Source organism: Alicyclobacillus hesperidum subsp. aegles, from assembly GCF_027923525.1.
Lineage (GTDB): Bacteria > Bacillota > Bacilli > Alicyclobacillales > Alicyclobacillaceae > Alicyclobacillus > Alicyclobacillus aegles.
This window is the reverse complement of sequence record NZ_BSBJ01000004.1, coordinates 122755-144700: the sequence shown is the minus strand read 5'-3', so window position 1 is coordinate 144700 and position 21946 is coordinate 122755. Positions and strand designations below refer to the sequence as shown.

The 21946-nt window shown below is 54.6% G+C and carries 20 protein-coding genes; 19 read left to right on the top strand and 1 reads right to left on the bottom strand.

What is annotated here, in order from left to right; genetic code table 11:
• The first annotated feature begins 137 nt into the window (after positions 1–137).
• The 15 genes from QMF38_RS02665 to QMF38_RS02595 all read left to right on the top strand — a co-directional run bounded on the left by QMF38_RS02665 (position 138) and on the right by QMF38_RS02595 (position 15612).
• Positions 138–509, top strand: coding sequence for a DUF2294 domain-containing protein (locus QMF38_RS02665; RefSeq protein ID WP_281758585.1), 372 nt, complete (start codon positions 138–140; stop codon positions 507–509).
• Between the two features lie 179 nt (positions 510–688).
• The gene (gene fdhF / locus QMF38_RS02660) at positions 689–3667 is read left to right on the top strand and encodes a formate dehydrogenase subunit alpha (protein WP_281758607.1); all 2979 of its coding nucleotides are present in this window, start codon (positions 689–691) and stop codon (positions 3665–3667) included.
• Positions 3642–4130 carry a DUF1641 domain-containing protein gene (locus tag QMF38_RS02655; protein WP_281758584.1) on the top strand — a complete coding sequence of 163 codons (489 nt, stop codon included), beginning with the start codon at positions 3642–3644 and terminating at the stop codon, positions 4128–4130. Before fdhF ends, QMF38_RS02655 begins: the two co-directional genes overlap by 26 nt.
• 122 nt (positions 4131–4252) lie before the next feature.
• Positions 4253–4696, top strand: a complete 444-nt coding sequence (locus QMF38_RS02650) for a DinB family protein (protein WP_281758583.1) — start codon at positions 4253–4255, stop codon at positions 4694–4696.
• A 262-nt stretch (positions 4697–4958) separates the two neighbouring features.
• Positions 4959–6740 (top strand): peptide ABC transporter substrate-binding protein, encoded by a 1782-nt coding sequence (locus QMF38_RS02645; RefSeq protein ID WP_281758582.1) that lies wholly within the window; start codon positions 4959–4961, stop codon positions 6738–6740.
• 146 nt (positions 6741–6886) lie between these two features.
• Entirely contained in the window at positions 6887–7510 is a 624-nt protein-coding gene (locus tag QMF38_RS02640) for a YhbD family protein (protein ID WP_281758581.1), read from the top strand.
• A gap of 11 nt (positions 7511–7521) precedes the next feature.
• Positions 7522–8328 (top strand): bactofilin family protein, encoded by an 807-nt coding sequence (locus QMF38_RS02635; RefSeq protein ID WP_281758580.1) that lies wholly within the window; start codon positions 7522–7524, stop codon positions 8326–8328.
• Between the two features lie 50 nt (positions 8329–8378).
• Positions 8379–8987 (top strand): hypothetical protein, encoded by a 609-nt coding sequence (locus tag QMF38_RS02630; protein WP_281758579.1) that lies wholly within the window; start codon positions 8379–8381, stop codon positions 8985–8987.
• A 26-nt stretch (positions 8988–9013) separates the two neighbouring features.
• Positions 9014–10558 (top strand): MDR family MFS transporter, encoded by a 1545-nt coding sequence (locus tag QMF38_RS02625; protein WP_281758578.1) that lies wholly within the window; start codon positions 9014–9016, stop codon positions 10556–10558.
• 84 nt (positions 10559–10642) lie between these two features.
• A complete protein-coding gene (locus tag QMF38_RS02620; RefSeq protein ID WP_281758577.1) occupies positions 10643–11572 on the top strand; it encodes a manganese-dependent inorganic pyrophosphatase in 930 nt (309 codons plus the stop codon).
• A gap of 117 nt (positions 11573–11689) precedes the next feature.
• On the top strand, positions 11690–12376 hold the full coding sequence (thiE, locus tag QMF38_RS02615) for a thiamine phosphate synthase (protein WP_281758576.1): 687 nt from the start codon (positions 11690–11692) through the stop codon (positions 12374–12376).
• On the top strand, positions 12376–13500 hold the full coding sequence (thiO, locus tag QMF38_RS02610) for a glycine oxidase ThiO (RefSeq protein ID WP_281758575.1): 1125 nt from the start codon (positions 12376–12378) through the stop codon (positions 13498–13500). Before thiE ends, thiO begins: the two co-directional genes overlap by 1 nt.
• A gap of 5 nt (positions 13501–13505) precedes the next feature.
• A complete protein-coding gene (gene thiS / locus QMF38_RS02605; protein WP_281758574.1) occupies positions 13506–13706 on the top strand; it encodes a sulfur carrier protein ThiS in 201 nt (66 codons plus the stop codon).
• Positions 13707–13753: 47 nt separating this feature from the next.
• Complete coding sequence (locus QMF38_RS02600; RefSeq protein WP_281758573.1) at positions 13754–14551, top strand: thiazole synthase; 798 nt, start codon at positions 13754–13756, stop codon at positions 14549–14551.
• A 41-nt stretch (positions 14552–14592) separates the two neighbouring features.
• On the top strand, positions 14593–15612 hold the full coding sequence (locus QMF38_RS02595) for a ThiF family adenylyltransferase (protein ID WP_281758572.1): 1020 nt from the start codon (positions 14593–14595) through the stop codon (positions 15610–15612).
• Between the two features lie 37 nt (positions 15613–15649).
• On the opposite strand, the gene QMF38_RS02590 is transcribed toward QMF38_RS02595, so the two are convergent.
• Positions 15650–16594: an SPL family radical SAM protein gene (locus tag QMF38_RS02590; RefSeq protein WP_281758571.1), complete on the bottom strand. Its 945-nt coding sequence runs from the start codon at positions 16592–16594 to the stop codon at positions 15650–15652.
• Between the two features lie 193 nt (positions 16595–16787).
• Between QMF38_RS02590 and nadC the strand changes: the two genes are divergently transcribed.
• From nadC to QMF38_RS02570, 4 genes are all read left to right on the top strand, one after another.
• On the top strand, positions 16788–17654 hold the full coding sequence (gene nadC, locus QMF38_RS02585) for a carboxylating nicotinate-nucleotide diphosphorylase (protein ID WP_281758570.1): 867 nt from the start codon (positions 16788–16790) through the stop codon (positions 17652–17654).
• A complete protein-coding gene (gene nadB, locus QMF38_RS02580; RefSeq protein WP_281758569.1) occupies positions 17651–19183 on the top strand; it encodes an L-aspartate oxidase in 1533 nt (510 codons plus the stop codon). The genes nadC and nadB overlap by 4 nt, the downstream gene beginning before the upstream one ends.
• On the top strand, positions 19174–20133 hold the full coding sequence (nadA, locus tag QMF38_RS02575) for a quinolinate synthase NadA (RefSeq protein ID WP_281758568.1): 960 nt from the start codon (positions 19174–19176) through the stop codon (positions 20131–20133). Before nadB ends, nadA begins: the two co-directional genes overlap by 10 nt.
• A gap of 189 nt (positions 20134–20322) precedes the next feature.
• Positions 20323–21936 carry a glycoside hydrolase family 9 protein gene (locus tag QMF38_RS02570; RefSeq protein WP_281758567.1) on the top strand — a complete coding sequence of 538 codons (1614 nt, stop codon included), beginning with the start codon at positions 20323–20325 and terminating at the stop codon, positions 21934–21936.
• The last annotated feature ends 10 nt before the right edge of the window (positions 21937–21946 follow it).

Here is a 21946-nt window from a genome sequence, read left to right as displayed (position 1 = left end):
ATTGGGCTTATCATAGCAGAATATGAGACTCTGTATTGATGCAGACATTGCACTTCCCGACTCACTCGTGACTTTGCCATACCTAGTCCTGCAGGGGTATAGTCATGAGGGTAGTTCTTCGCGAGGTGGGGCCCTACATGACTCAACCAATCAAGATAGCACATGCATTCAGCAACTTGGTTCGAGAAGTGCGCAAACAACACGTTGGCAAAGGTCCAGAGCACATTACTACACGCTTTGTCGGTCCTTGGGCGATTTGTGAACTTAGAGGCAATCTTACAAGCGTCGAGAAGTTCGCGGTCAAGTCGGAAGAGGGACGTCGGCTTGTCCGCGAATTGCGAACGACGTTTATCAAGGAAATTTACAAAGATGAAAAAGTAAAGTCACACGTCGAGCAGTTGGTCGGGGCGTCGCTTGTCACGCTGTTCTGTGATTTTGATGTCGATCTCGACATGGCCGTAACGGTCTACGTCTTTGATCGAGCGCTTGGACTCGACTCGCCGTCCTGAGTGTGATAAATTGTTTCTATCAACATAATCTCTATGTGGATTGGTCTAAAAGTACCGCTTGTGCTTTTTGCTACTCCACCGAAATTCAGGCCTGTTTTGGCGTGGATTTTGGTGGAGTTTTTATTTTGTTGCAAAGAAATTTCGGTTTCCATGTTGGAGGGGTCACCGTGGCGCAATCGCTGGATACAGGTGTCTGCACTGTCGAGATTGACGGACGAGCTATCGAAGCGAAGACTGACAAAACGATTTTGCAGGCGATGATGGACGCTGGCATCGAACACCCACACATTTGTTATCACGAGCAACTTGGACCGATTCAAACGTGTGACACGTGTATGGTGGAAGTCGACGGCGAATTGGTGAGAGCCTGCGCCACCGCGGTAAGAGCGGGCATGAGCGTATCAACATCGAGCGCGTTAGCCAGATCAGCGCGTACAGAAGCGATGGACCGGATCCTGGAGAATCACATGCTGTACTGTACGGTCTGCGATAACAACAACGGAAATTGCGTGTTGCATAACACAGCGGAGTTGATGCGCATTGAGCATCAGGCTTATCCGTACCGACCAAAAGGGTACGAGAAGGATCTATCAAATCCGTTTTATCGTTACGATCCGGATCAATGCATCTTATGCGGCCGCTGTGTAGAGGCGTGCCAAAACTTGCAGGTTAACGAGACGTTATCTATCGACTGGGAGCGCGAGATGCCGCGCGTCATTTGGGATGAGGATGTTCCCATCGACCAATCCTCCTGTGTATCGTGTGGCCATTGTGTAACCGTGTGTCCGACCAATGCTCTCATGGAACAGTCGATGCTTGGGAAAGCCGGCTACTTATCAGGCATCCCAGATCGCGTTTTGTCGCCTATGATTGATTTGATCAAAGCGGTTGAACCAGGCTATGGTGGCATTTTTGCGATCTCGGAAATGGAATCTGCCATGCGGGAACAGCGGATCCGCAAGACCAAGACCGTTTGCACATTCTGCGGTGTCGGTTGCTCCTTTGATGTGTGGACTAAGGGGCGCGAGATCTTGAAGGTGGAGCCGAGCATAGATGCTCCTGTGAATGGCATTTCCACGTGTGTGAAAGGCAAATTTGGCTGGGATTTTGTCAATAGCAGAGAGCGCCTTACAAAGCCGCTTATTCGGCAGGGAGACAGCTTCCGCGAGGCCACTTGGGATGAGGCCTTGGATCTGATCGCGAGCAAGTTTCGGGAGATTCGCGATGAATCCGGCCCTGACGCGCTTGGTTTTATATCATCTTCCAAGGTCACCAATGAAGAAAATTACTTGATGCAGAAACTTGCGCGAGCCGTGATCGGCACAAACAATATCGACAACTGTTCGCGCTATTGTCAGTCGCCAGCGACTGACGGGCTCCTGCGCACCGTAGGTTTGGCGGGCGACTCGGGGACAATTGACGACATCGCAAGAGCAGGTCTTGTCATCATCGTTGGAGCCAATCCGGCAGAGGCACATCCCGTGTTGGCGACGAGAGTCAAACGCGCACACAAGCTCCATGGGCAAAAGTTGATAGTGGTCGATTTGCGTCGCCACGAGATGGCCGATCGCGCTGATTTGTTCGTCCGCCCTAACCCCGGTACGGATCACGTCTGGCTGTCGGCTATCACGCGCTACATCATCGATGAGGGGTGGCACGACGAAGCGTTTATCCGCAATCGCGTCGATGGCTTTGAAGCGTATGTGGAATCTCTCCGCGACTATACCTTGCAATACGCGGAAGAAGTTACAGGGATTCCGGTTCCGACTTTGAAGCGCATGGCTGAGATGATTCGTGAGGCGGATGGCGTCGCCATTCTGTGGGCTATGGGCGTCACACAACAGCGCGGGGGCAGCGAGACCAGCGCGGCAATCAGTGACCTCCTGCTCGTAACCGGAAACTATGGACGTCCTGGGGCAGGGGCCTTCCCTTTACGAGGTCATAACAACGTGCAAGGTGCATGCGATTTTGGGACATTGCCAAATTGGTTACCCGGGTATCAACTCGTCAGCGATGCGGCTGCCCGCAGGCGGTTAGGCGCCGTGTGGGGCGTGGAATTGCCGGAGCGGCCTGGCATGGATAATCAGGCGATGCTCGATGCGATTGTGCGCGGCGAGTTGCGTGGCATGTACCTGATGGGCGAAGAGATGGCGTGGGTTGATGCGAACGCCAACCACGTACATGCGGCACTAAGTCAGCTCGAATTTTTTGTCGTGCAGGACATTTTTTTGTCAAAGACGGCCCAATTTGCCGATGTTGTTTTGCCTGCAAGCCCGAGCCTAGAGAAAGAGGGAACATTTACAAACACTGAGCGGCGTGTTCAAAGACTTTATCAAGTGCTTCCACCTTTGGGGGACGCAAGACCAGACTGGCAAATTATTATGGACATTGCGAATCGCCTTGGTGCTGACTGGGCATATACACATCCATCTGACATCATGGCGGAGGCATCGTCGATCGCGCCGCTTTTTGCAGGGATTCAATACGACCGTCTGGAGGGTTATGCAAGCCAAATCTGGCCGGTGGCCGAAGATGGAACGAGTACGCCTTTATTGTACAAAGATCGATTTGCGCACCCCAATGGCAGGGCAAAGTTGGCCCGAGCCAACTGGATTGCTCCGGACAGGCCGGATGCCGTATACGACTTACATCTAAATAATGGGCGCTTGCTAGAACATTTTCACGAAGGGAACATGACCAATCAATCAGCAGGTCTCACGCACAAAGTGCCTGACACGTTTGTCGAGATCTCGCCAGAATTGGCTTCTGAACGAAACATTGAGGATGGCGCACGGGTGCGCTTGATATCGCCACATGGTCAGGTTGAGGTACGGGTCATGGTGACGGATCGCGTGCATGGCAAAGAGATTTATCTACCGATGAATACGGTAAGTGAACAGTCAGCTGTTAACTTGCTGACCGGTCCTGCGGTCGACTTGCGCACACATACGCCTGCGTATAAGGAGACCTATGTGCGTTTGGAAATCTTACAACGGCGCGGCCGACGGCCGCTGGACAAGCCACGTCCGCGTTACGGGAAGCGCCGCCCGCAACAGGGCGTGGAGGTTTGGCGCAAGTGGAAGCGCCCGGGTTATGTTTCTGTGGAGCGGCTGGCAAAGGAGAGAATGCAAGATGGCACAACCGATTCAAGCCGTTGAGCGCCCAACCATCAGTGAAGAGCAGAGCGTTGTGGAAGCACTGCGTCAGCTGCAGACTGAAGTTGCTCGCCATGGACAGGCGCTGGCGGCGGCACTGACCGTACTCGAAGATATGCAACGAAGTGGTCTTCTGGATCTGGCACATGGCTTGTTCGGTGCCAAACAGCAAATTGCAGAGATTGTTCTCGAACAAGTGAGGAAGCCTGGAGTCCTCGGTGCCATCCAAAATGCGATGGCATTTATCGAGCTGGTAGGCGGGCTCGATCCGCAAGTGGTACGTACTTTGACACAGGCCTTGGCAGCAGGTGTTGGGGAAGGGCAGCGACGCATCGCCGGTGGCAGGAAGGTAAGCTTCCTGGAGTTGGCGCGAACTTTGTCCAAACCCGACGTCAATCGTGCTGTTGCGTTTTTGCTTGGGACACTTGAAGGGATTGGACGCGAGCTCAACGTGGAAGGACAGTGAGGAAGATATTAGGCCTGAATTGATGTACGATGCATACGTGGGGTGGTATGTTAGCCGTCGGATGATGACATGTTGACACGCCCTGCACCCTACAATTTTGTCTGCTTTGGAGGCGAAAGGACATGATTCAGGAAGTTGCCGATCTGTATCAACTGCTCGCAAACGTACACGCAAGCGTCGACAAGATGCTGGAAGGGTTATCAGATGACGACTGGGTCAAAAAGCCGCAGCCGAACTTTAACAATATCGCCTCGATTGTCGAGCATGCCGCGTTGGTCGAGCGCCGCTTCTTTGCGCAAGTCAAAGGCGAAGTTCCTGAGCTCGATGCGGGTGCTCCATTTCGAGCCGAGTCGTGGGAGGTTCCCAAAATCAAGGCATTGTGGGCTGATAACTTGGACTTTGCCAAACATGCACTCGAGGCTTTAACGGAACCGGACCTTACACAATTTGGAGCCCAACTCGGTATTGGCGAGGTCAACAAACGGCAACTCATCGCCTACGCGATTGCTCACACAGCTCATCATCGCGGTCAGATACCACTCGTGAAGAAACTTTTGGGGATTTGATGTGTGTACTGCGGCCGGGAAAATGCCGGCCGCAGTGTGTATATATACAGGTCCATGTATGATTATTTTACGAAAGTTCAGACGAAAACTTCTTTGTCTTGACGAAATGCAGTACGATCTTTACAAAACTATTCGCGAAAGTTTACAATGAGCTAGGTTTATCTGAACTATCCGCGTCTTCCGATGAAACTGGCGGATTGTGCGGAGAGTGAATTGTTAAATTAGTTTACAGATTGGTATGACGATTTTCTGGGAGGTACAAATGGTGCAGAAAAAGAAACGGGTTCTCATGTCTGCGGCCGCGGCGGCTGCTGTTGTTTTGGGTGTCGCTGGATGTGGAACGACCGGCGCTAGCAACACGTCCGGCAATTCAACGCCAGCAAATCAGAGCGCAACGAACACGGCGACAACAGGGGCAGCGAGCACGGCGACTGGCGGCGTGATCGAATTTGCATTGCCGCCTGCTACAAACCTGACGTGGTTTTTGCCAATCTTTAACGCGGCAAACGACTCACTCTACAATTCACAGTTGGTCGATCAGCTATATATCCCAATGCTGCAGTTGAACAACGACTACTCAATCAACTGGAATAATTCGATAGCTCAGAAGATCACCTACAACAAACAAGGAACCGTGTACCACATCTTCATAAATCCGAAATGGAAATGGTCGAACGGGCAACCTGTTACATCGAAGGATGTTCTGTTTACTTGGAACGTCATTAAGGCGGCCTCCGCGAAAAACGCCCCAGCTCCTTGGCCGTTTGTGGGCGTCGGCACAGGCGATATTCCGGATGGCATCAAGAGCGTTCAGGCCACAGGGAAGTATGAGGTTACTATCACTTTGAAGCAACCGGCCAACCAGCAATGGTTTGAATACAACGGCATTGTTCAATTGACGCCGCTTCCGGCTTCGTATATGGATGTCAAGAGCAACATTGAGGATGAAATCAAGTACTTGGGTGCCAATGCAACCAACTTGATGTTTGACAAGGTCGTTGACGGTCCGTTTAAGCCGGTCAGCGCGAAGTCGAGCCAGGATTGGGTCATTGCGCCGAACCCCAGCTACGCTGGACACAAGAGCACGGTGAGCAAGATTGTCTTCCAGTACGAAGGTTCTAACGCTGCTGAATTCGCGGCTCTGCGCAGCGGTCAAATCAACGTTGGTTATCTGGATCAATCCCAGTTGGGATCTGAATCTGCGCTGACCTCGCTGGGTGACAGTATTACGCCAGAATATCCATTTGGAATCTTCTGGACGGAGATGAATATGTACTCGGGGGCACCACACGCGAGTGTCTTCGATCAACTGTATGTCCGTCAGGCTCTGCAGATGAGCATCGACAATAACACGATTGCGAAGAGCATCTACAAAGGATTTGCTGAACCGCTGTCGGGTCCGATTCCGGGTACGCCAAGAACGCAGTTCTATGATCCGGCGGAAAACAACCTTTATCCGTACAACCCAACCAAGGCAAAGCAATTGCTCGAATCGCACGGTTGGAAGCTTGTCAATGGCGTGATGACGAAGGGTAATCAGAAGCTGAATCTGACGCTGATGTATGTGACGGGCAATCAGTCTTCGCTGGACGCAGCCGAGTTAATGCAACAGGATTGGGCGCAAATCGGGGTCAAAGTGTCGCTTAAGGGCGAAGAGTTTATGACGTTCCTATCGAAGACGAGCAACCCGAAAGACTACAGTTGGGATTTAGCTACGGGCTCCGGTTGGGTATACAACGGACCGGGCTTCTATCCGTCCGGAGAAGGTCTGTTCAACACGGGTGCGCCTTCGGGCACCGGCTATAGCGATAAAGAGGAAGACGCTTTGATCAACGCTACCCACGTTCCGTATGCAACACAGCAGGAAACGATGCAGCACTTCTACCAATACGAAATGTACACGGCTAAGCAGTTGCCGTTCCTGTGGGGTGTCAATGTCGCAACCTTGGCTGTCGTGGCACCGAACGTACACAACGTTCTGCCGTACTACAACGGTGCAACTGGTGTTCCGGAAATGCAATACTGGACCGTTTCGAACAAGTAATTGTACCACCAATTGCGTGGTGCTATTGCGAAGGTTCTCAGCCCGCCGACATGGCGGGCTTTTTTATGCTTGGGAACTAATGTGCAGATTTTTATTGTGTGTATAACAATGTTATGTTACGATGATTCTGCACAGGAGATGGTGGTGTGGAACAGGAGTTGATCTCGAAAAAGGAGTTGCTCGATTTAACGGGGATTTCATACGGTCAATTGTACCGATGGAAGCGAAAGGATCTGATTCCGGAGGAATGGTTTATCCGCAAATCGACGTTTACAGGCCAGGAGACCTTTTTTCCGAGGGAAAAGATACTCAGCCGGATCGAGCAAATTAAGCAATTAAAGGACGATTTATCTCTCGATGAGCTTGCTCGCAGATTTTCTCCGGATCCGGCGGACATCGCGCTGAGCGGTGAAGACATGGTGAAAAGGAGTATCGTGTCGGAGCAGGCATGGCGCGTCTACCGGCTTGAGCATCCGAATACGAAGGTTTGCTCATTTCGGGACGTGGTGTTTGCAAGTGTTGTGCATCGCGCACTTGCAAGTGGAAATGTGGGTTTGGACGAAGCTCGAAATGCCTTGCGAACTCTGGAGCAGAGCATAACAATGTTTTCTGACTTTCGGATGCGGATTGCCTGTGTTCGTAAGCTCGGGGTGTCCGTCTGGGTGGTTCAAGGTGCGGGTGGTCAGTTAGTCATCGATCCGGATGCAAAATTGGTGTTTGACGCGGATGTGAGCGAGTGCATTGAAGATGTCAAACTAAGGTTGATGTGAGGGGGCGCAGCATGCAGACAGAGGCGGCTCATGATCTCCATTTGTCCGGCAATGGGTCGGCTATGGGTGGTATCTATCGAATGGTACACCTTGAGGGTCTAAGCACCATTGACGGCGACTTAGTGTGCGAGCAATGCGTAGCGCACGGCGTTGTTCGAGTGCATGGCAATCTCCGAGCCGAAACGGCCGCGTTTCACGGAAAAGCGGACGTTTTCGGCGATGTTGTGGCTGGTTCGGCTGACATCCACGGATCTATGAACATAAGTGGCGTTTGTGACGTGCAGAAGACGCTTCGCATGCACGGATCTTCTCGGCTGCAAAATGCGGTTCACGCAGAAGTCATCCATATACACGGACGCACGCACGTTGGGGCGGAATGTGTTGCGCGAGAGATTGAGGTGCGCGGAATCGCTCAGTTGGCAAAAGATGTGCGGGCGGAACGCATCGACTGTAATGGTGTGCTTCGTTTAGGCGGCTTGTGTGAGGCTGAGGCATTTTTCTGTAGAGGACAGTTGCACAGTTCAGGGCTTATCAACGCGGAAAAGATTCATATTCGTCTGCATGCTAAATCTGGAGTACAGGAAATCGGTTGTACGGATTTGCGCATCGAGCGGGGGCATGGCTTTTTTGCACGTCGACATAAATTGGTGGTCGATATGATCGAGGGCGACCATATTTATGTGGAGAATGTCGTCGCCAAGCGAATTCGCGGCAACCGGATTACAGTTGGTCATGGCGTTTATGTGGAACGAGTTGAATATCGCGAGGAATTCAAGCGGCAACACGGTGCGAGGGTCGGCGAGATCGTGCAAGTGTAAGTGTAGGCGACCATGTGTCCCACGAAAGATGAATACAGGATGTGAATGCGATGCAGGCTGAACCGGTAAAAAATTGGCGCGTCATGGGTAGTTCCACCACATCCGGCGGATCGTATAACCATATTAACGTGATGGGCGAAGCTGTGACGACGGGCGATATGGAGTGCCAATTGTTGCGCGTCATGGGGATGTTTCAAACGCACGCCGATGTGCAGGTGGGATACGCCAACATCATGGGGCAGATGGATGTTGGTGGCCAATTGCGTGGCCATCGTGTTCGCGTGATGGGGGAATTGACCGTTCACGGTGACTGCGAAGTGGAGCAGTTTTTGTCGCGCGGCGCGTTTTCCATCGATGGCTTATTGAATGCAGGAACCATTGATGTGCGTCTGTACGGGCCTTGTCACGTTCGGGAGATTGGCTGTGGCTCGCTGCGCGTTTCACTGAAAAAACCGCTTTTTGGACGTGTACGGCACGTGTTGACGGCGGACGTGATTGAGGGAGACGACGTGATGTTGACATACACGAAGGCGCATATCGTACGTGGAGACAGAATCCGCATTGGCCTTGGGTGCGACATCGACAAGATCGAGTATAAAACGGAGTATGCATGTCATCCTCGGGCGCACGTGGCATCTTGTGAGCAGCGTGGATCGTAGGTGTCGATGTGAAGGGAGAGTTTTGCATGAACAGTGAGCGATCGCGCCTGGGCCTTGTGATCGCGGGACTTCTGCTTGGCATTTTCGTTTCGGCCATGGACAATACAATTGTGGCCACCGCGACCGGAAACATCGTCGCCCACCTTGGCGGCTTGGACAAAATCGTCTGGATCACAGCCGCGTATATGTTGACCGAGATGTCAGGTATGCCGATTTTCGGAAAGCTCTCTGACATGTATGGGCGCAAGCGTTTTTTTGCATTTGGATTGATTGCCTTTCTGCTCGGTTCCATTCTTTGCGGCACGGCTCAGAACATGGACCAACTGGCGCTGTACCGCGCCATTCAAGGGGTTGGCGGTGGTGCATTGATGCCGATCGCGTTTACCATCATTTTCGACATCGTCCCGCCGGAGCAATCGGGCAGATTTTCCGGGATGTTCGGAGCGGTGTTCGGGATTGCCAGCATTTTCGGTCCATTGTTGGGTGCCTATATCACAGAGCACATGAGCTGGCGGTGGGTCTTTTATATCAACGTGCCGATTGGAATTGTCTCCTTTGCACTTGTCACCTTGGGTTACCACGAGTCGAAGCGACATGGCAAGCAGATGATTGACTGGTTGGGCATCATCACGCTGGTGCCAGCGGTCGCGGCCTTTATGTTTGCGCTCGAATTTGGCGGTGCGGAGTATCCGTGGAACTCGCCCGAAATCATCGGTGGGTTTGTCGTGGCGATACTTCTGTTTGCTGTTTTCCTCGTCAATGAGCGGCGAGCTCGCGAACCGGTCGTTTCCTTTCACATGTTCCGCAAACGGGCTTTTGCGAGCAGCAACGTGGTTGGCATCTTAAGTGGCAGTGCCTACATTGTCGCGGTTGTCTACGTGCCCATCTATATCCAAGGGGTTCGCGGCGGATCGGCGATGACAGCTGGGCTAGAGTTGTTGCCGATGATGCTTGGGTCTTCGTTTACGGCGCCGTTTGCCGGGCAACTTGCGGGACGGACAACGTATCGAAATGTCTTGTGGCCGTTTTGTGTGCTTTTCTTTGCAGGTATCTACCTTCTCAGCCACTTGGACGCCGCAACGCCAACTTGGCAGTTGTTGCTCGAGATGTTGATGGTGGGCTTTGGCATCGGGCCGTTTTTCTCGGTGATTGGTATGGCCGCAATGGGCGACTTTGATGCCCGGAATCGCGGTGCTGCTAGTTCGACGAACGCGTTTGTGCGCGAGTTGGGCATGGCGGTTGGAATCGTCATCTATGGCGTGGTGCAAAAGCATGCGTTTCAACGGGATGTGGCCACTGCCTTTCGTGGTATGGGCATGTATTCCAGTCGCTTTAAAGGCATGGACCCGAGGGCTATCCTCACGCCTGCGACGAGAAGTCAGATTCCCGGTCCTGTTGTCGAGAAGCTAGCCCACGCGATGAATGCGTCCTTGCATACCACATTTCTTTGGGACTTGATTCCGGCTGGGGTGACCATGTTGGCCATCCTTTGGATGGGGAAATCTCGATTTCAAGGGGCAAATTCCTCGTATGCCGAAAGAGTGGCCGCAAAGCCCGAACCGAATGGTTAATGGTCATTGATAATGCAGAGATAGGCTTAAAACTGATATACTCTACGTTAGTGCTTACTACATAACGTGAAGGAGTATTGAGGTATGGCAAAAATGCTCGTTTTTGGTCATAAAAATCCAGATACGGACGCCATTACGTCGGCAATTGTCTATGCACATTTAAAGGCGCAGCTGGGCGAGGACGTCGAGGCGGTGCGGCTAGGCAATCCAAACCCAGAGACGCAGTTCGTCCTGGATCATTTCGGCGTCGCTGCGCCGCGCTTCGTCGAGACTGTCGCCAACGAGGTCAAACAGGTTATCTTGGTCGATCACAACGAGCGTCAACAGAGTGCTGCAGATATTGAACAGGTGGAGGTCGTCGAAGTGATTGACCACCACCGGATCGCCAACTTTGAGACAGCCAACCCACTTTATTATCGTGCGGAACCGGTTGGTTGCACGGCGACCATCCTGAACAAGTTGTATAAAGAGCACGGGGTAGACGTGCCCAAGGAGATGGCGGGTCTGATGCTTTCCGCCATCATCTCCGATACGTTGTTGCTTAAGTCGCCTACTTGCACGGAGCAAGATGTCACTGCAGCGCGCGAATTAGCAGCCAAGGCTGGTGTGCGTCTGGAAGAGTACGGGCTGCAGATGCTCAAGGCAGGTGCTGACCTCAGTCAGAAAACCATCGCAGAACTTATTTCACTCGACGCGAAAGAATTTCAGATGGGTAGCTACAAGGTCGAGATCGCGCAAGTCAACGCGGTCGACGTGAACGACGTCCTTTCGCGTAAAGCAGAGTTGGAAGCGGCCTTGGAGAACGTGATTGCGGAAAAAGGACTGGATCTGTTCTTCTTCGTCGTCACCGACATTTTGAATAACGATTCTGTGGGCATCGCGCTCGGTAAGGCAGCCAATGCGGTCGAACAGGCCTATGGCGTGACATTGGTCGATCACCAAGCGCTTTTGAAGGGTGTCGTTTCGCGCAAGAAACAAATTGTGCCGGTGCTGACTGACGTCCTTTCGAAATGATGGTATGACGTTTTTGGCAATTGCATAGATTTGGCTTCAGGATGCGTTTGTGAGGTTCAAAGTGGAAACCTGCCGTACCCGTTTCTTTGGGTACGGCTTTTTTGTCGAGGTGACAATATGGCGGCTGTTTTACACGTATTGAGTGACAGAACCCGCAACGGAGCGGTTCCATTGGTTTCGGCGCTTGCCGAAGCGGCTGCGGGTGGTGCGGACGTGCTGCAGGTACGGGATAAAAAGGCGCCCGCTTCCGTCACGTATGACCTGGTTCGTGAGTTGCGTGCGGCATTAGCCGACAGGGATTGCCATCCGCAACTGTTTGTCAATGACCGTGTCGATATCGCGATCGCGGCGGAACTGGATGGTGTGCATTTGGCTGCTAAGTCGCTTCCTGTGAAAATAGTGCATGATGTGCGCGAGCGGCTCAACCTTTCTTTTTTCGTAGGGTGCTCTGTCCATGCCGTTGCTGAGGCCGTTGCGGCGGAACGCGCGGGTGCGGACTATGTCACTTTTGGCCACATCTTCCCGAGTGCATCTCATCCCGGGCTTCCACCACAGGGACTGCGCGCGTTGGCGCAAGTAGTGGAGACTGTTTCGATACCGGTTATTGCTATCGGTGGCATCGATACGCACAACGTTCGCGATGTACTGGCGACTGGGTGTAGCGGGATCGCAGTGATCGGTGCGGTACTGTCCGCCGATCATCCTCGCGACGCGGCGGCGCGGCTGAAAGAGGCGATGGAGGATGCGAACGCAGAGCCAAAGGTTGCTTTCCCAACGATGACAATAGGTAGGGGGGATAGATGATGACCGCTGGCTACGATGTGGTCGTCGTGGGGGGCGGTGCCATTGGCATGGCGAGTGCTTGGCGTCTTGCCCAGGCCGGCATGAAAGTGCTCGTCGTCGACAAAGGGCGTTTGGGTGGTGAGGCGTCCAGTGCCGCGGCAGGCATGCTCGGTGCACAGCTGGAAGCGCATCGCCCAGGGCCGTTTTATGAACTCTGTCGCGAGAGCCGCGCCTTGTACCCTACTTATGTCGCGGAGTTGCTGGAGTTCACGGGCATTGATGCACAACTCGTCCACAACGGGATTTTGCAACTCGCGTACACAGAGGCGGACGCGACGTTGCTTCATGAACGAGCGTATTGGCAGAGGCAGGCAGGCGATTCGGCTGTGTGGATGGACGCATCGGAGGTTCAAGCAGCAGAGCCGGTCATTCGTCCTGTGTATGGAGGATTATTCTTGCCGGACGACGGCAATGTAAGCGCGCCGCGGCTGGTAAAAGCGTTGGCCAAAGCGGTTGGCATGAGCTGTGACGTGCGCGAGGGATCTCCCGTATTGGCCATTTCACCCCAGACTGGTGGAACCTTTGCGGTGACAACCGCAACGGATCGTTTCCATGCAGACAAGGTACTGCTTACGGCTGGTGCCTGGTCTTCCTCATTGCTGCGACCCTTGGGCTATACCTGGGGGATTCAACCGGTGAAAGGGCAAATGCTGTCGATCCGCCCACCGTTTGGGACCTCCTTGCAGCGTACGGTCTACGTCGGCGGCACGTACCTTGTGCCAAAACGAGATGGGACAGTTGTTGTCGGCGCAACCGAGGAGCGTGACGCGGGTTTCAACCGCGATGTCACGATTGGAGCCATCTCGGCATTGAGCGAAGCCTTGCGCGAGATCGCACCAGGATTTAGCCATGCGGAATTTCTGCAGAGTTGGACGGGATTGCGCCCCGGTTCGCCCGACGGTGAACCACGTATCGGCGAGTTGCCAGGGCTGCCGGGACTCATGATTGCCATTGGTCACTTTCGCAATGGCATTTTACTCTCAGCCGTTACGGCGCAGATGGTGGCAGCGGCTGCCACAGGCCGCGGCTGGCCGGAGCGCTGGCAGCCGTTTCATGCTGCACAGACCGTGCAAATAGGGAGGTGATTCGCGTGCAAGTAATTGTCAATGGCCGGTTGATAGACGTGCCAACTGGGATCACGGTCGACGGACTGCTCATGCAGTTGAATCTGGCGGAGGAGCGCGTAGCCGTCGAACATAATCAACAGGTGCTTGAGCGCGGCGCGTTCGCAGAAACCGTGCTCGTAGAAGGCGACGTGCTCGAAGTGGTGCGCTTTGTCGGTGGGGGCTAAGCAAGACGCTTGGCGTGGTTAACATAAACAAAGGAGGAATATCGACGATGGAGCAGTTGACGATTGCAGGCAAGTCGTTTCGATCACGATTGATGGTGGGCACGGGAAAGTATGCATCGTTGCCACAGATGCGGGAGGCACTTGCGGCTTCCGGTGCCGAAATTGTCACGGTTGCAGTGCGGCGTGTCAACTTGGATGCCCGCGAGGAGTCCATACTGTCCTATATCGATTTGCATCAATATACGCTTCTTCCTAATACAGCGGGTTGCCACACTGCCGAAGAGGCCGTTCGCACGGCGCGCTTAGCGCGCGCTGCCGGCTTGTCGAACTGGGTGAAGCTCGAGGTCATCCCGAATGACGGCACGCTACTGCCTGATCCGATTGCAACGGTGGAGGCGGCGGAACAGCTGGTAAAGGAGGGGTTCGTGGTCCTGCCGTACACGACAGACGACCACACAGTGGCACGTCGCCTGCTGGATGTCGGCTGCGCCACCATCATGCCTTTTGCTTCCGCCATTGGCACCGGACAAGGACTCGAAAGTCTCGAGCGTATTGCGCGAATCGTGGATGTGGTCGCAGGCCGCGTCCCGGTCGTCGTCGACGCGGGCATCGGTGCCCCGTCGGATGCGGCACTTGCCATGGAAACGGGTGCAGATGCCGTATTGGTGAATACGGCCATTGCAAAGGCTGGCGATCCAATCGCCATGGCGCGAGCTATGGCGATGGCTGTGGAGGCGGGCTGGCTGGCGCGGCAGGCCGGCAGAATTCCACGTTCCGCCGTTGCATCACCGAGTAGCCCAGAGTCCGGACGTATCGGATCCGATGCTACTCTAGTGCAATCGTGAAAGAAAGTATGAACTCGCCAGGTTCACAAAGGGGTCACGGTATGAACGACGAACGGTATTCGCGGCAAATTCGATTTCGCCCCATCGGGGGCGCGGGACAGGAGCGGTTGCGCGCCGCTCGCATCGCGATTGTCGGCATGGGGGCGCTGGGAACTGTGTCAGCAGCCCAATTGGCGCGGGCAGGCGTCGGCTATGTGCGCGTGATCGATCGCGATGTTATCGAACCGTCCAATTTGCAACGGCAGTCGCTGTATACTGAGGCAGACGCCAGGGCGGGGCGACCGAAGGCGATTGCCGCGGCGGAGGCTCTGCGTGCCGCAAACAGCGATATCACGGTGGAGCCTGTGGTCGATGATGTCCATGCTGGGAACGCGGAATCGCTGTTGGCCGATGTCGACGTGATTGTGGATGGATCGGACAATTTTCAGGTGAGATATCTGTTGAACGACGTCGCTGTTAAACACGGCCTGCCGTGGGCGTACGCGGGAGCCGTCAGTTCGCATGGAACGGCGGCGTTTTTCCGGCCTGGGCAAACGCCTTGCTTTGTTTGTTTGCTCGGGCCAGATGCTGGGGGTGGGCACGACACATGCGAAACGGTGGGCGTTATTGCACCCGTGGTGGCGATGGTTGCGTCCTATCAGGTCGCCGAGACCCTTAAGTATTTGACAGGCAATCTGGATGCGCTCAGCGACGCCATCTTCCAGGTCGACGTGTGGCAGAATGAGTTTCATCAAACCGCCCTCGGCGGGCCCAGTCTGCAGTGTCCGTGCTGCGTAAACCGAGAGTTTCAAGCGTTGGCGGGCAGTAGAGGCGCTTTGACCGTTTCGCTATGTGGCAGGCAGACTGTTCAGGTGCGTCCAACCACCAGCCGCCCATTGTCACTTGACAGACTCGCCGAACGCCTGCGGGCGCTTGGCGAAGTGCGTGTGAATGAGCACTTGCTACGTTGGCAACACGGCGAAATTGCCATCAGTGTGTTTCCAGACGGCCGCGCCTTGGTTCATGGCACGGACGATCCTGCCCGGGCCCGCAGTCTGTATGCTCAATACATAGGCATGTAAATGCCAACAGAAATATCGTTTCCCAGAAAATGCAATTTCAAAGGGGCAACGTGAGTTGCCGACTTTGCGGCTCACGTGTCCTGGCGACCGGTTGCGTCGATGGTACAGATTCGATGTTTACGCCCAAACTGCGCACCATGGCAGTAGCCTTGGCGATGATCTGGCGCCGGTACCACGGTGGTGCGTATGGCGTTTTGTACAACTTTTCATACTGCTCCAGCAGGTGCGGGTACGTTTGGCGGAGGGCGTCGAAGAACCAAGGTTTGACTTCCGGCGCCAGGCGCAGTATGGAAGGCATAACAAAGTGTGCTCCGTGTGCCACAGCCTGTTCGATCACGCTATGCATTTGAGCCTCGCCGTCACTGATATAAGGCAAGATGGGGGCGAGGAAGACGCCAACCGGCAGCTTGTGTTCTGCGAGCTTGCGCACGGTGGCAAGCCTTGTTTTGGGGGCGGGTGTCGCTGGTTCGAATGCCCTCCAAATGTCTCCATCCAGCGTATGAATGCTCAATTGAACGGATTCCAACCGCATTCGTTTCAAAATATCCACGTCTCGTAGAATCAAAGGCGATCTCGTAGTGATGGTCGTCCAAATTTGGTATTTTGCGAGCACCTCCAGACAACTTCTCGTGATTTCCCGCTTCGCTTCAATGGATTGATAAGGGTCTGTTGCGGTGCCGATGGCCAGTGTGCCAAACGACGTAGACAGACGTTCAAGATTGCCACCACAGGCCCGCAACTTCGTCTCAAGCTGCCTCTCCAAAGCTTCTGGTATCGCCGCTTTGACCATGACGTGTTTGCGAAATGTGTCATCGGCGGCAAATCCAAGGAAGCTATGCGTGGACCGCGCATAGCAAAATGCGCAACCATGCGAACATCCTCGATAAGGATTAAGCGACCACGCGAATGGCATGCTTGGTGCTTGCACTTTATGAACCGCCTGTTTCACCGCCATGTCAACGTATTGCGGAGCCTCCAACACGGCGTAACACCCTTCCCCACAAAAAACGAACATATGTTCTGGGTATGAGCTTACACGATGTATGGAGATTGTCAACTGATCTTCTTAAAGCCCAAATGGTTCCATAGTGCAAAACCAATCTGTGTATGCTACTGTATATACAGCTAGCAAAAAGTCAGACACTCGTAACTGTGAAGATGAGGAGGCTGCAGCGTTGCAGATCGACTTTCATACAGAACAGCTCATTCGCTTGGCGTTGGCAGAGGACATCGGGCGAGGCGATTGCACCACGATGTACACAGTGGATCCGGCGCTACAGGCCCGTGCTGTCGTGTGGGTGAAGGAGCCCAGTCGCATTGCTGGCTTGCCGCTCGCGGAACGCGTATTCCACACGGTCGATCCCACATTGCAATTTACGTACTTGGCTCACGATGGGGATGACCTGGCGGATCGGCAGGCGGTTTGTGAGATTGTGGGCAAGGCATGTTCCATTTTGACCGCAGAGCGGACGGCCTTGAACTTCTTGGCACGACTGACGGGGATTGCGACAAAGACGCGCGATGCCGCAAATCTGATCGCCGGAACGAAGACCCGGTTGCTCGACACGCGCAAGACCACACCCGGATGGCGCAGCATTGAGAAATACGCGGTGGCTGTTGGTGGCGGCTGCAATCACCGCCATGGCTTGGACGATATGGTTTTGATCAAGGACAACCACATCGCAATGGCTGGTGGTGTGCGCGTGGCTATTGAGCGCGCGCGTGCGCAAGTCGGCGTTGCACAGAAAATCGAAGTCGAGGTCGATACCTTGGAGCAGTTGGCAGAGGCCCTGGCAGCCGAGCCCGATATGATTCTCCTCGACAACATGTCGACGAGCCAACTTGCTCAGGCCGTTGCCATGTCGGACGGACGGGTGACACTCGAGGCATCTGGCAACATGACGTTGTCGCGTTTGCCAGAAGTCGCGGCGACAGGCGTGGATTACATTTCGATGGGCGCTTTGACGCATGCGGCACGAAGCATTGATGTGGGCCTCGACATCGAGCCGTTCATGACTTTGCGAGTGGGGGATCAGCCATGAATCAGGACACGGCGGACATCGTCATCATCGGTGCTGGGCTTGCTGGCATGGCGGCAGCATTGGCGGCCGCGGAACACAGCGATGTCGTCGTGTTAAGCAAGACGGGCATCGCTGGCACCAATTCATATTTCGCGCAAGGTGGCATTGCGGCCAGTGTTCACCCCGCCGATCGCGCGGCTTGGCATATGGAAGACACCTTGGCTGCAGGGGCAGGTTTGTCAGATCCCGCTGCCGTGCGAACGTTGACGGATCTGGCGCCGCAGGCCATCGCATGGTTGGTGGGCACAGGCGTTGCCTTCGATCGCGATCGCAAAGGCCAACTGCGCCTTGGCTTAGAAGGCGGACATGGTCGTTCGCGGATCGTCCATGCCGATGGCGACGCTACAGGACGCGTGGTCGTACAGTCGCTCGCAGGCGCTTTGGCTGAGAACGGACGTGTGCGAATGATCACAGGCAGTTTCGTCGAGGCCGTGGTGAAGGACGTCAGTGGCAGGGCCATTGGCGTTGTCGCCAACTGCGATGGCGAGACGACGTTTTGGCGGGCTCGCAAAGCCGTTGTTCTGGCAACCGGAGGAGCCGGACGGTTGTACCCACATTCGTCCAATCCGCCCGGGGCGATAGGTGAAGGATTGGCCTTGGCGTATCACGCAGGAGCGGTTCTGGGTAATCTCGAATTTATACAGTTTCATCCAACTGTAGTCAACGATGTAAGCGGCGACGCTTTGCTCATCTCCGAGGCGGTGCGTGGGGCGGGCGCACAACTTGTCGATGCGTGCGGCAAACCGCTGTTCGCGAACCGGAGCGACAATCTGCGAACGCGCGACGTCGTGGCACGCGAAATTTATCGTGCACAGCGCGAAAGGGGCCCCGTCTTTCTCGATGCGACGGGCGTTTCTCATTTTGACCAGCGGTTTCCAAACATTTCGCGTCGGCTTTCGGAAATCGGGATTGATCCGATCACGTCGCCGATTCCTGTCACGCCCGCTGCACACTTCATGATGGGCGGCGTGATCGCACGAATGAACGGCGAGACCTCGGTTCCCGGCCTGTTTGCCTTGGGGGAGGTTGCGTGTACCGGGGTTCATGGCGCAAATCGGCTAGCGAGCAATTCTCTTTTGGAGTGCGTCGTTATGGCGAAGTTGTTCGCCCAAGCCATGCGCCATGCGCCATGCGCGCCGAGATTGCCCGAGGCCGATGTCGAATCGCGGATTTGTGCCGTCGAATCGGAGGCGGTCTTGTCACAAGTGCAACAGGCAATGTGGAATGGCGTCGGGATCGAGCGAACGGGTACGGGCTTGTTGGCAGCACACCATACATTGCTCGATCTCGCCAGGCAGCGGCCGCAATCGGCAGCCGCGTGCGTGGCATGGTTGATTTCGCAGCTGGCCATGGCACGCGAGGAAAGCCGCGGTGCCCACTTTCGGTCGGATTACCCCATGCCAAAGCTCGCCTTTGCGCATAGCAGCGAGATTGTGAAGTCGAGAAGTACAACGATTCGAAGTGAGGAGACGGTATACGGATGGCGATGACAGTCGAACAAGGTACGTTGTTGGAACAAATCCGCGTTTGGAAAGAGAAGCGCAACGCGCTGATCCTTGCTCATAATTACGAGCTGCCCGAGGTGCAGGACGTCGCTGACGTGCTCGGCGATTCCCTGGCATTGGCGCGTGCTGCCGCAAAGACATCGGCAGACGTGATTGTCCTCTGTGGCGTCCACTTTATGGCGGAGACAGCGGCGATTTTAAACCCCGAGAAAACGGTACTCCTGCCGGATGCAGAGGCTGGCTGTTCCTTGGCCGATTCGATCACGGCTGATCAATTGCGGGCATGGAAAGCGGAGCACCCAGGTGCGGTGGTTGTCTCGTATGTCAACACATCTGCGGAAGTGAAGGCAGAAAGCGACTACTGTTGCACATCGGCCAACGCAGTCGACGTTGTACGCAGCATTCCTGCTGATAAAGAAGTGCTGTTTTGCCCAGACATGTTTCTCGGTTCGTACGTCAAGCGGATGACAGGGCGCGAGAACATGCACATTTGGCTCGGTGAGTGCCACGTCCATGCGGGCATCGCTCCGGCGGATATTGCCGATACCTTGGCTGCGCATCCGCAGGCTGAACTTTTGATCCACCCAGAATGCGGGTGTTCAACTTCCAATATGTATCTGCTCGCAGAAGGACAATTGCCGGCGGATCGCACACACGTGCTATCGACAAGCGGCATGTTGGAGCGAGCGAAAACGTCGGGGCAGGACGAGTTCATCGTGGCCACTGAAGTGGGAATCCTGCATCAAATGGAACGGCAGAATCCGCACAAACGGTTCATTCCGGCCAATCGCAAGGCCATTTGTCCGTTCATGAAAATGATCACGCTGGAGAAGGTGCTTGCGTCTCTCGTCGAGATGCGCACGATCATTTCGGTGCCTGTGGAAACGGCGCAGCGGGCGCGCATTGCTCTCGAGCGCATGGTCGAAATCGGGTAAGGCAGATAGGTCGGAAACAAAGTATGGTGTTTCACGAGGGCGGGACTGGAAACCTGGTTTGGGTACGGTTGCGCCCTTCGTGACTGTGCAAGCTTGCATTCGTACATTTCCTTTGCTTGCTATCACGTGTATGATAGGGAAGGAATCACGAAAATAAGCTTATGGCGAATGGGCGATATGGAGGCGACTATGCAAGCAGCAATACATATAAACCAGTTGGGCTATCGTCCACAGGATCGAAAACGCTTTTGTGTAAGCGGTTGCGGTGGGGCGTTTGTCGTCTTCCGGGCGGATGGCAGCGAGGTTTTCGCTGGCGAATTGCAGGCATTCGGAGACGACAGGGCAACCGGAGTGCAGGTGTACATCGGCGACATTAGTGACGTCACCGAAGTCGGCACATATCAACTCACAGTGCCGGGCATAGGACAATCGGTCTCCTTGGCCATTCATCCTGATGTGTATGCAGATCTGCATAAAGGCTTACAGAAGTTTTTCTACTTTCAGCGCTGTGGCGTCGAATTGTCTGCTGAGCACGCCGGCGACTTCTCGCATGCGGCTTGTCACGCGGAAAAGGCACATGTGTATGCCGAACCATCGCGGCGTATCGACTGTCACGGCGGATGGCATGACGCTGGGGACTACGGGAAATACGTTGTGCCTGCAGCGAAAGCGGTTGCGGACTTGTTGCTCGCCTATGAATTCTATCCGAAGGCATTTATGAGCCCGGTAGGCATCCCGGAGTCGGGATCGGGCTTGCCTGATGTGCTCAGTGAGGTTCGCTTTGAACTCGATTGGATGTTGCGTATGCAGGATGAGCAGACGGGAGGTGTCTATCACAAGGTCACAACTTATCGGTTCCCTCCTTTGTCAACGATGCCTGAGGACGATCATGGGGAACTGGTGCTCTCGCCGATTTCATACGCAGCTACTGCGACATTCGCGGCTGCGCTTGCCCATGCGGCCCGCATCTATCGGGCGTTTGATGCGAATTTCGCAACCCGGTGTTTGAACGCTGCCGAGCGGGCCTACGAATGGTGCACGAGTCATGACGCCGAACCGTTTCACAATCCGGATGGCGTAGCCACAGGCGAGTATGGCGATAAGAAGCTGAGCGATGAACACTACTGGGCAGCGGCTTCGCTTTTGCAAGCGACGGGAGAAGATCGCTATCATCAGGCATGCTTGCAGGCCTTCGCAAGTGGAGGGTTTTCCCTGACTGAGCTAGGCTGGGCTGATGTTGGCGGTTACGGCACAATTGCGTATTTGCGGGCGGATCGTGCCTTTACGCAGGCGCAGGTTTGGGAACATCTGCGCAAAGCTTGGCTGACAGAGGCGGATAGGTTGGTCAGCCTTGGTGCACGTACGGCATTTGGTATTCCGCTCGCGGAGCAGGATTACATTTGGGGAAGCAACATGGTTTTGTTAAATTGTGGAATGCACTTGCTTATTGCACACGCGCTGGAACCTTCAGATCTGTACGTCGACAGAGCTTTACAGACTGTTCATTACGTGCTGGGCGAAAATGCCTTACAACAGTGCTACGTTTCAGGCTATGGGAGAAAGCAGCTCCTTCATCCTCACCATCGTCCATCGGTGGCTGATACAGTCGAGGCCCCTGTGCCAGGCATGTTGGCCGGTGGCCCCAATCGCAATTTGCAAGATACAGTGGCCCGCGAACGTCTGCAGGGCCAGCCTGCAGCACGATGTTTTCTCGATCACGAAGAAAGTTATTCGACCAATGAAGTGGCTGTCTACTGGAACTCGCCAGCCGTCTTTGTGGTTTCTCATTTTGTGGGTGCCTGAACGTTCGTTA

Coding starts and splice junctions, on each gene's coding strand:
- thiO (WP_281758575.1), top strand. CDS start 12,376: ATGACCGCTGGCTACGATGTGGTCGTCGTGGGGGGCGGTGCCATTGGC.
- QMF38_RS02645 (WP_281758582.1), top strand. CDS start 4,959: ATGGTGCAGAAAAAGAAACGGGTTCTCATGTCTGCGGCCGCGGCGGCT.
- thiE (WP_281758576.1), top strand. CDS start 11,690: ATGGCGGCTGTTTTACACGTATTGAGTGACAGAACCCGCAACGGAGCG.
- QMF38_RS02655 (WP_281758584.1), top strand. CDS start 3,642: ATGGCACAACCGATTCAAGCCGTTGAGCGCCCAACCATCAGTGAAGAG.
- QMF38_RS02630 (WP_281758579.1), top strand. CDS start 8,379: ATGCAGGCTGAACCGGTAAAAAATTGGCGCGTCATGGGTAGTTCCACC.
- QMF38_RS02595 (WP_281758572.1), top strand. CDS start 14,593: ATGAACGACGAACGGTATTCGCGGCAAATTCGATTTCGCCCCATCGGG.
- nadB (WP_281758569.1), top strand. CDS start 17,651: ATGAATCAGGACACGGCGGACATCGTCATCATCGGTGCTGGGCTTGCT.
- QMF38_RS02665 (WP_281758585.1), top strand. CDS start 138: ATGACTCAACCAATCAAGATAGCACATGCATTCAGCAACTTGGTTCGA.
- QMF38_RS02650 (WP_281758583.1), top strand. CDS start 4,253: ATGATTCAGGAAGTTGCCGATCTGTATCAACTGCTCGCAAACGTACAC.
- QMF38_RS02570 (WP_281758567.1), top strand. CDS start 20,323: ATGCAAGCAGCAATACATATAAACCAGTTGGGCTATCGTCCACAGGAT.
- QMF38_RS02625 (WP_281758578.1), top strand. CDS start 9,014: ATGAACAGTGAGCGATCGCGCCTGGGCCTTGTGATCGCGGGACTTCTG.
- QMF38_RS02620 (WP_281758577.1), top strand. CDS start 10,643: ATGGCAAAAATGCTCGTTTTTGGTCATAAAAATCCAGATACGGACGCC.
- QMF38_RS02600 (WP_281758573.1), top strand. CDS start 13,754: ATGGAGCAGTTGACGATTGCAGGCAAGTCGTTTCGATCACGATTGATG.
- nadA (WP_281758568.1), top strand. CDS start 19,174: ATGGCGATGACAGTCGAACAAGGTACGTTGTTGGAACAAATCCGCGTT.
- QMF38_RS02635 (WP_281758580.1), top strand. CDS start 7,522: ATGCAGACAGAGGCGGCTCATGATCTCCATTTGTCCGGCAATGGGTCG.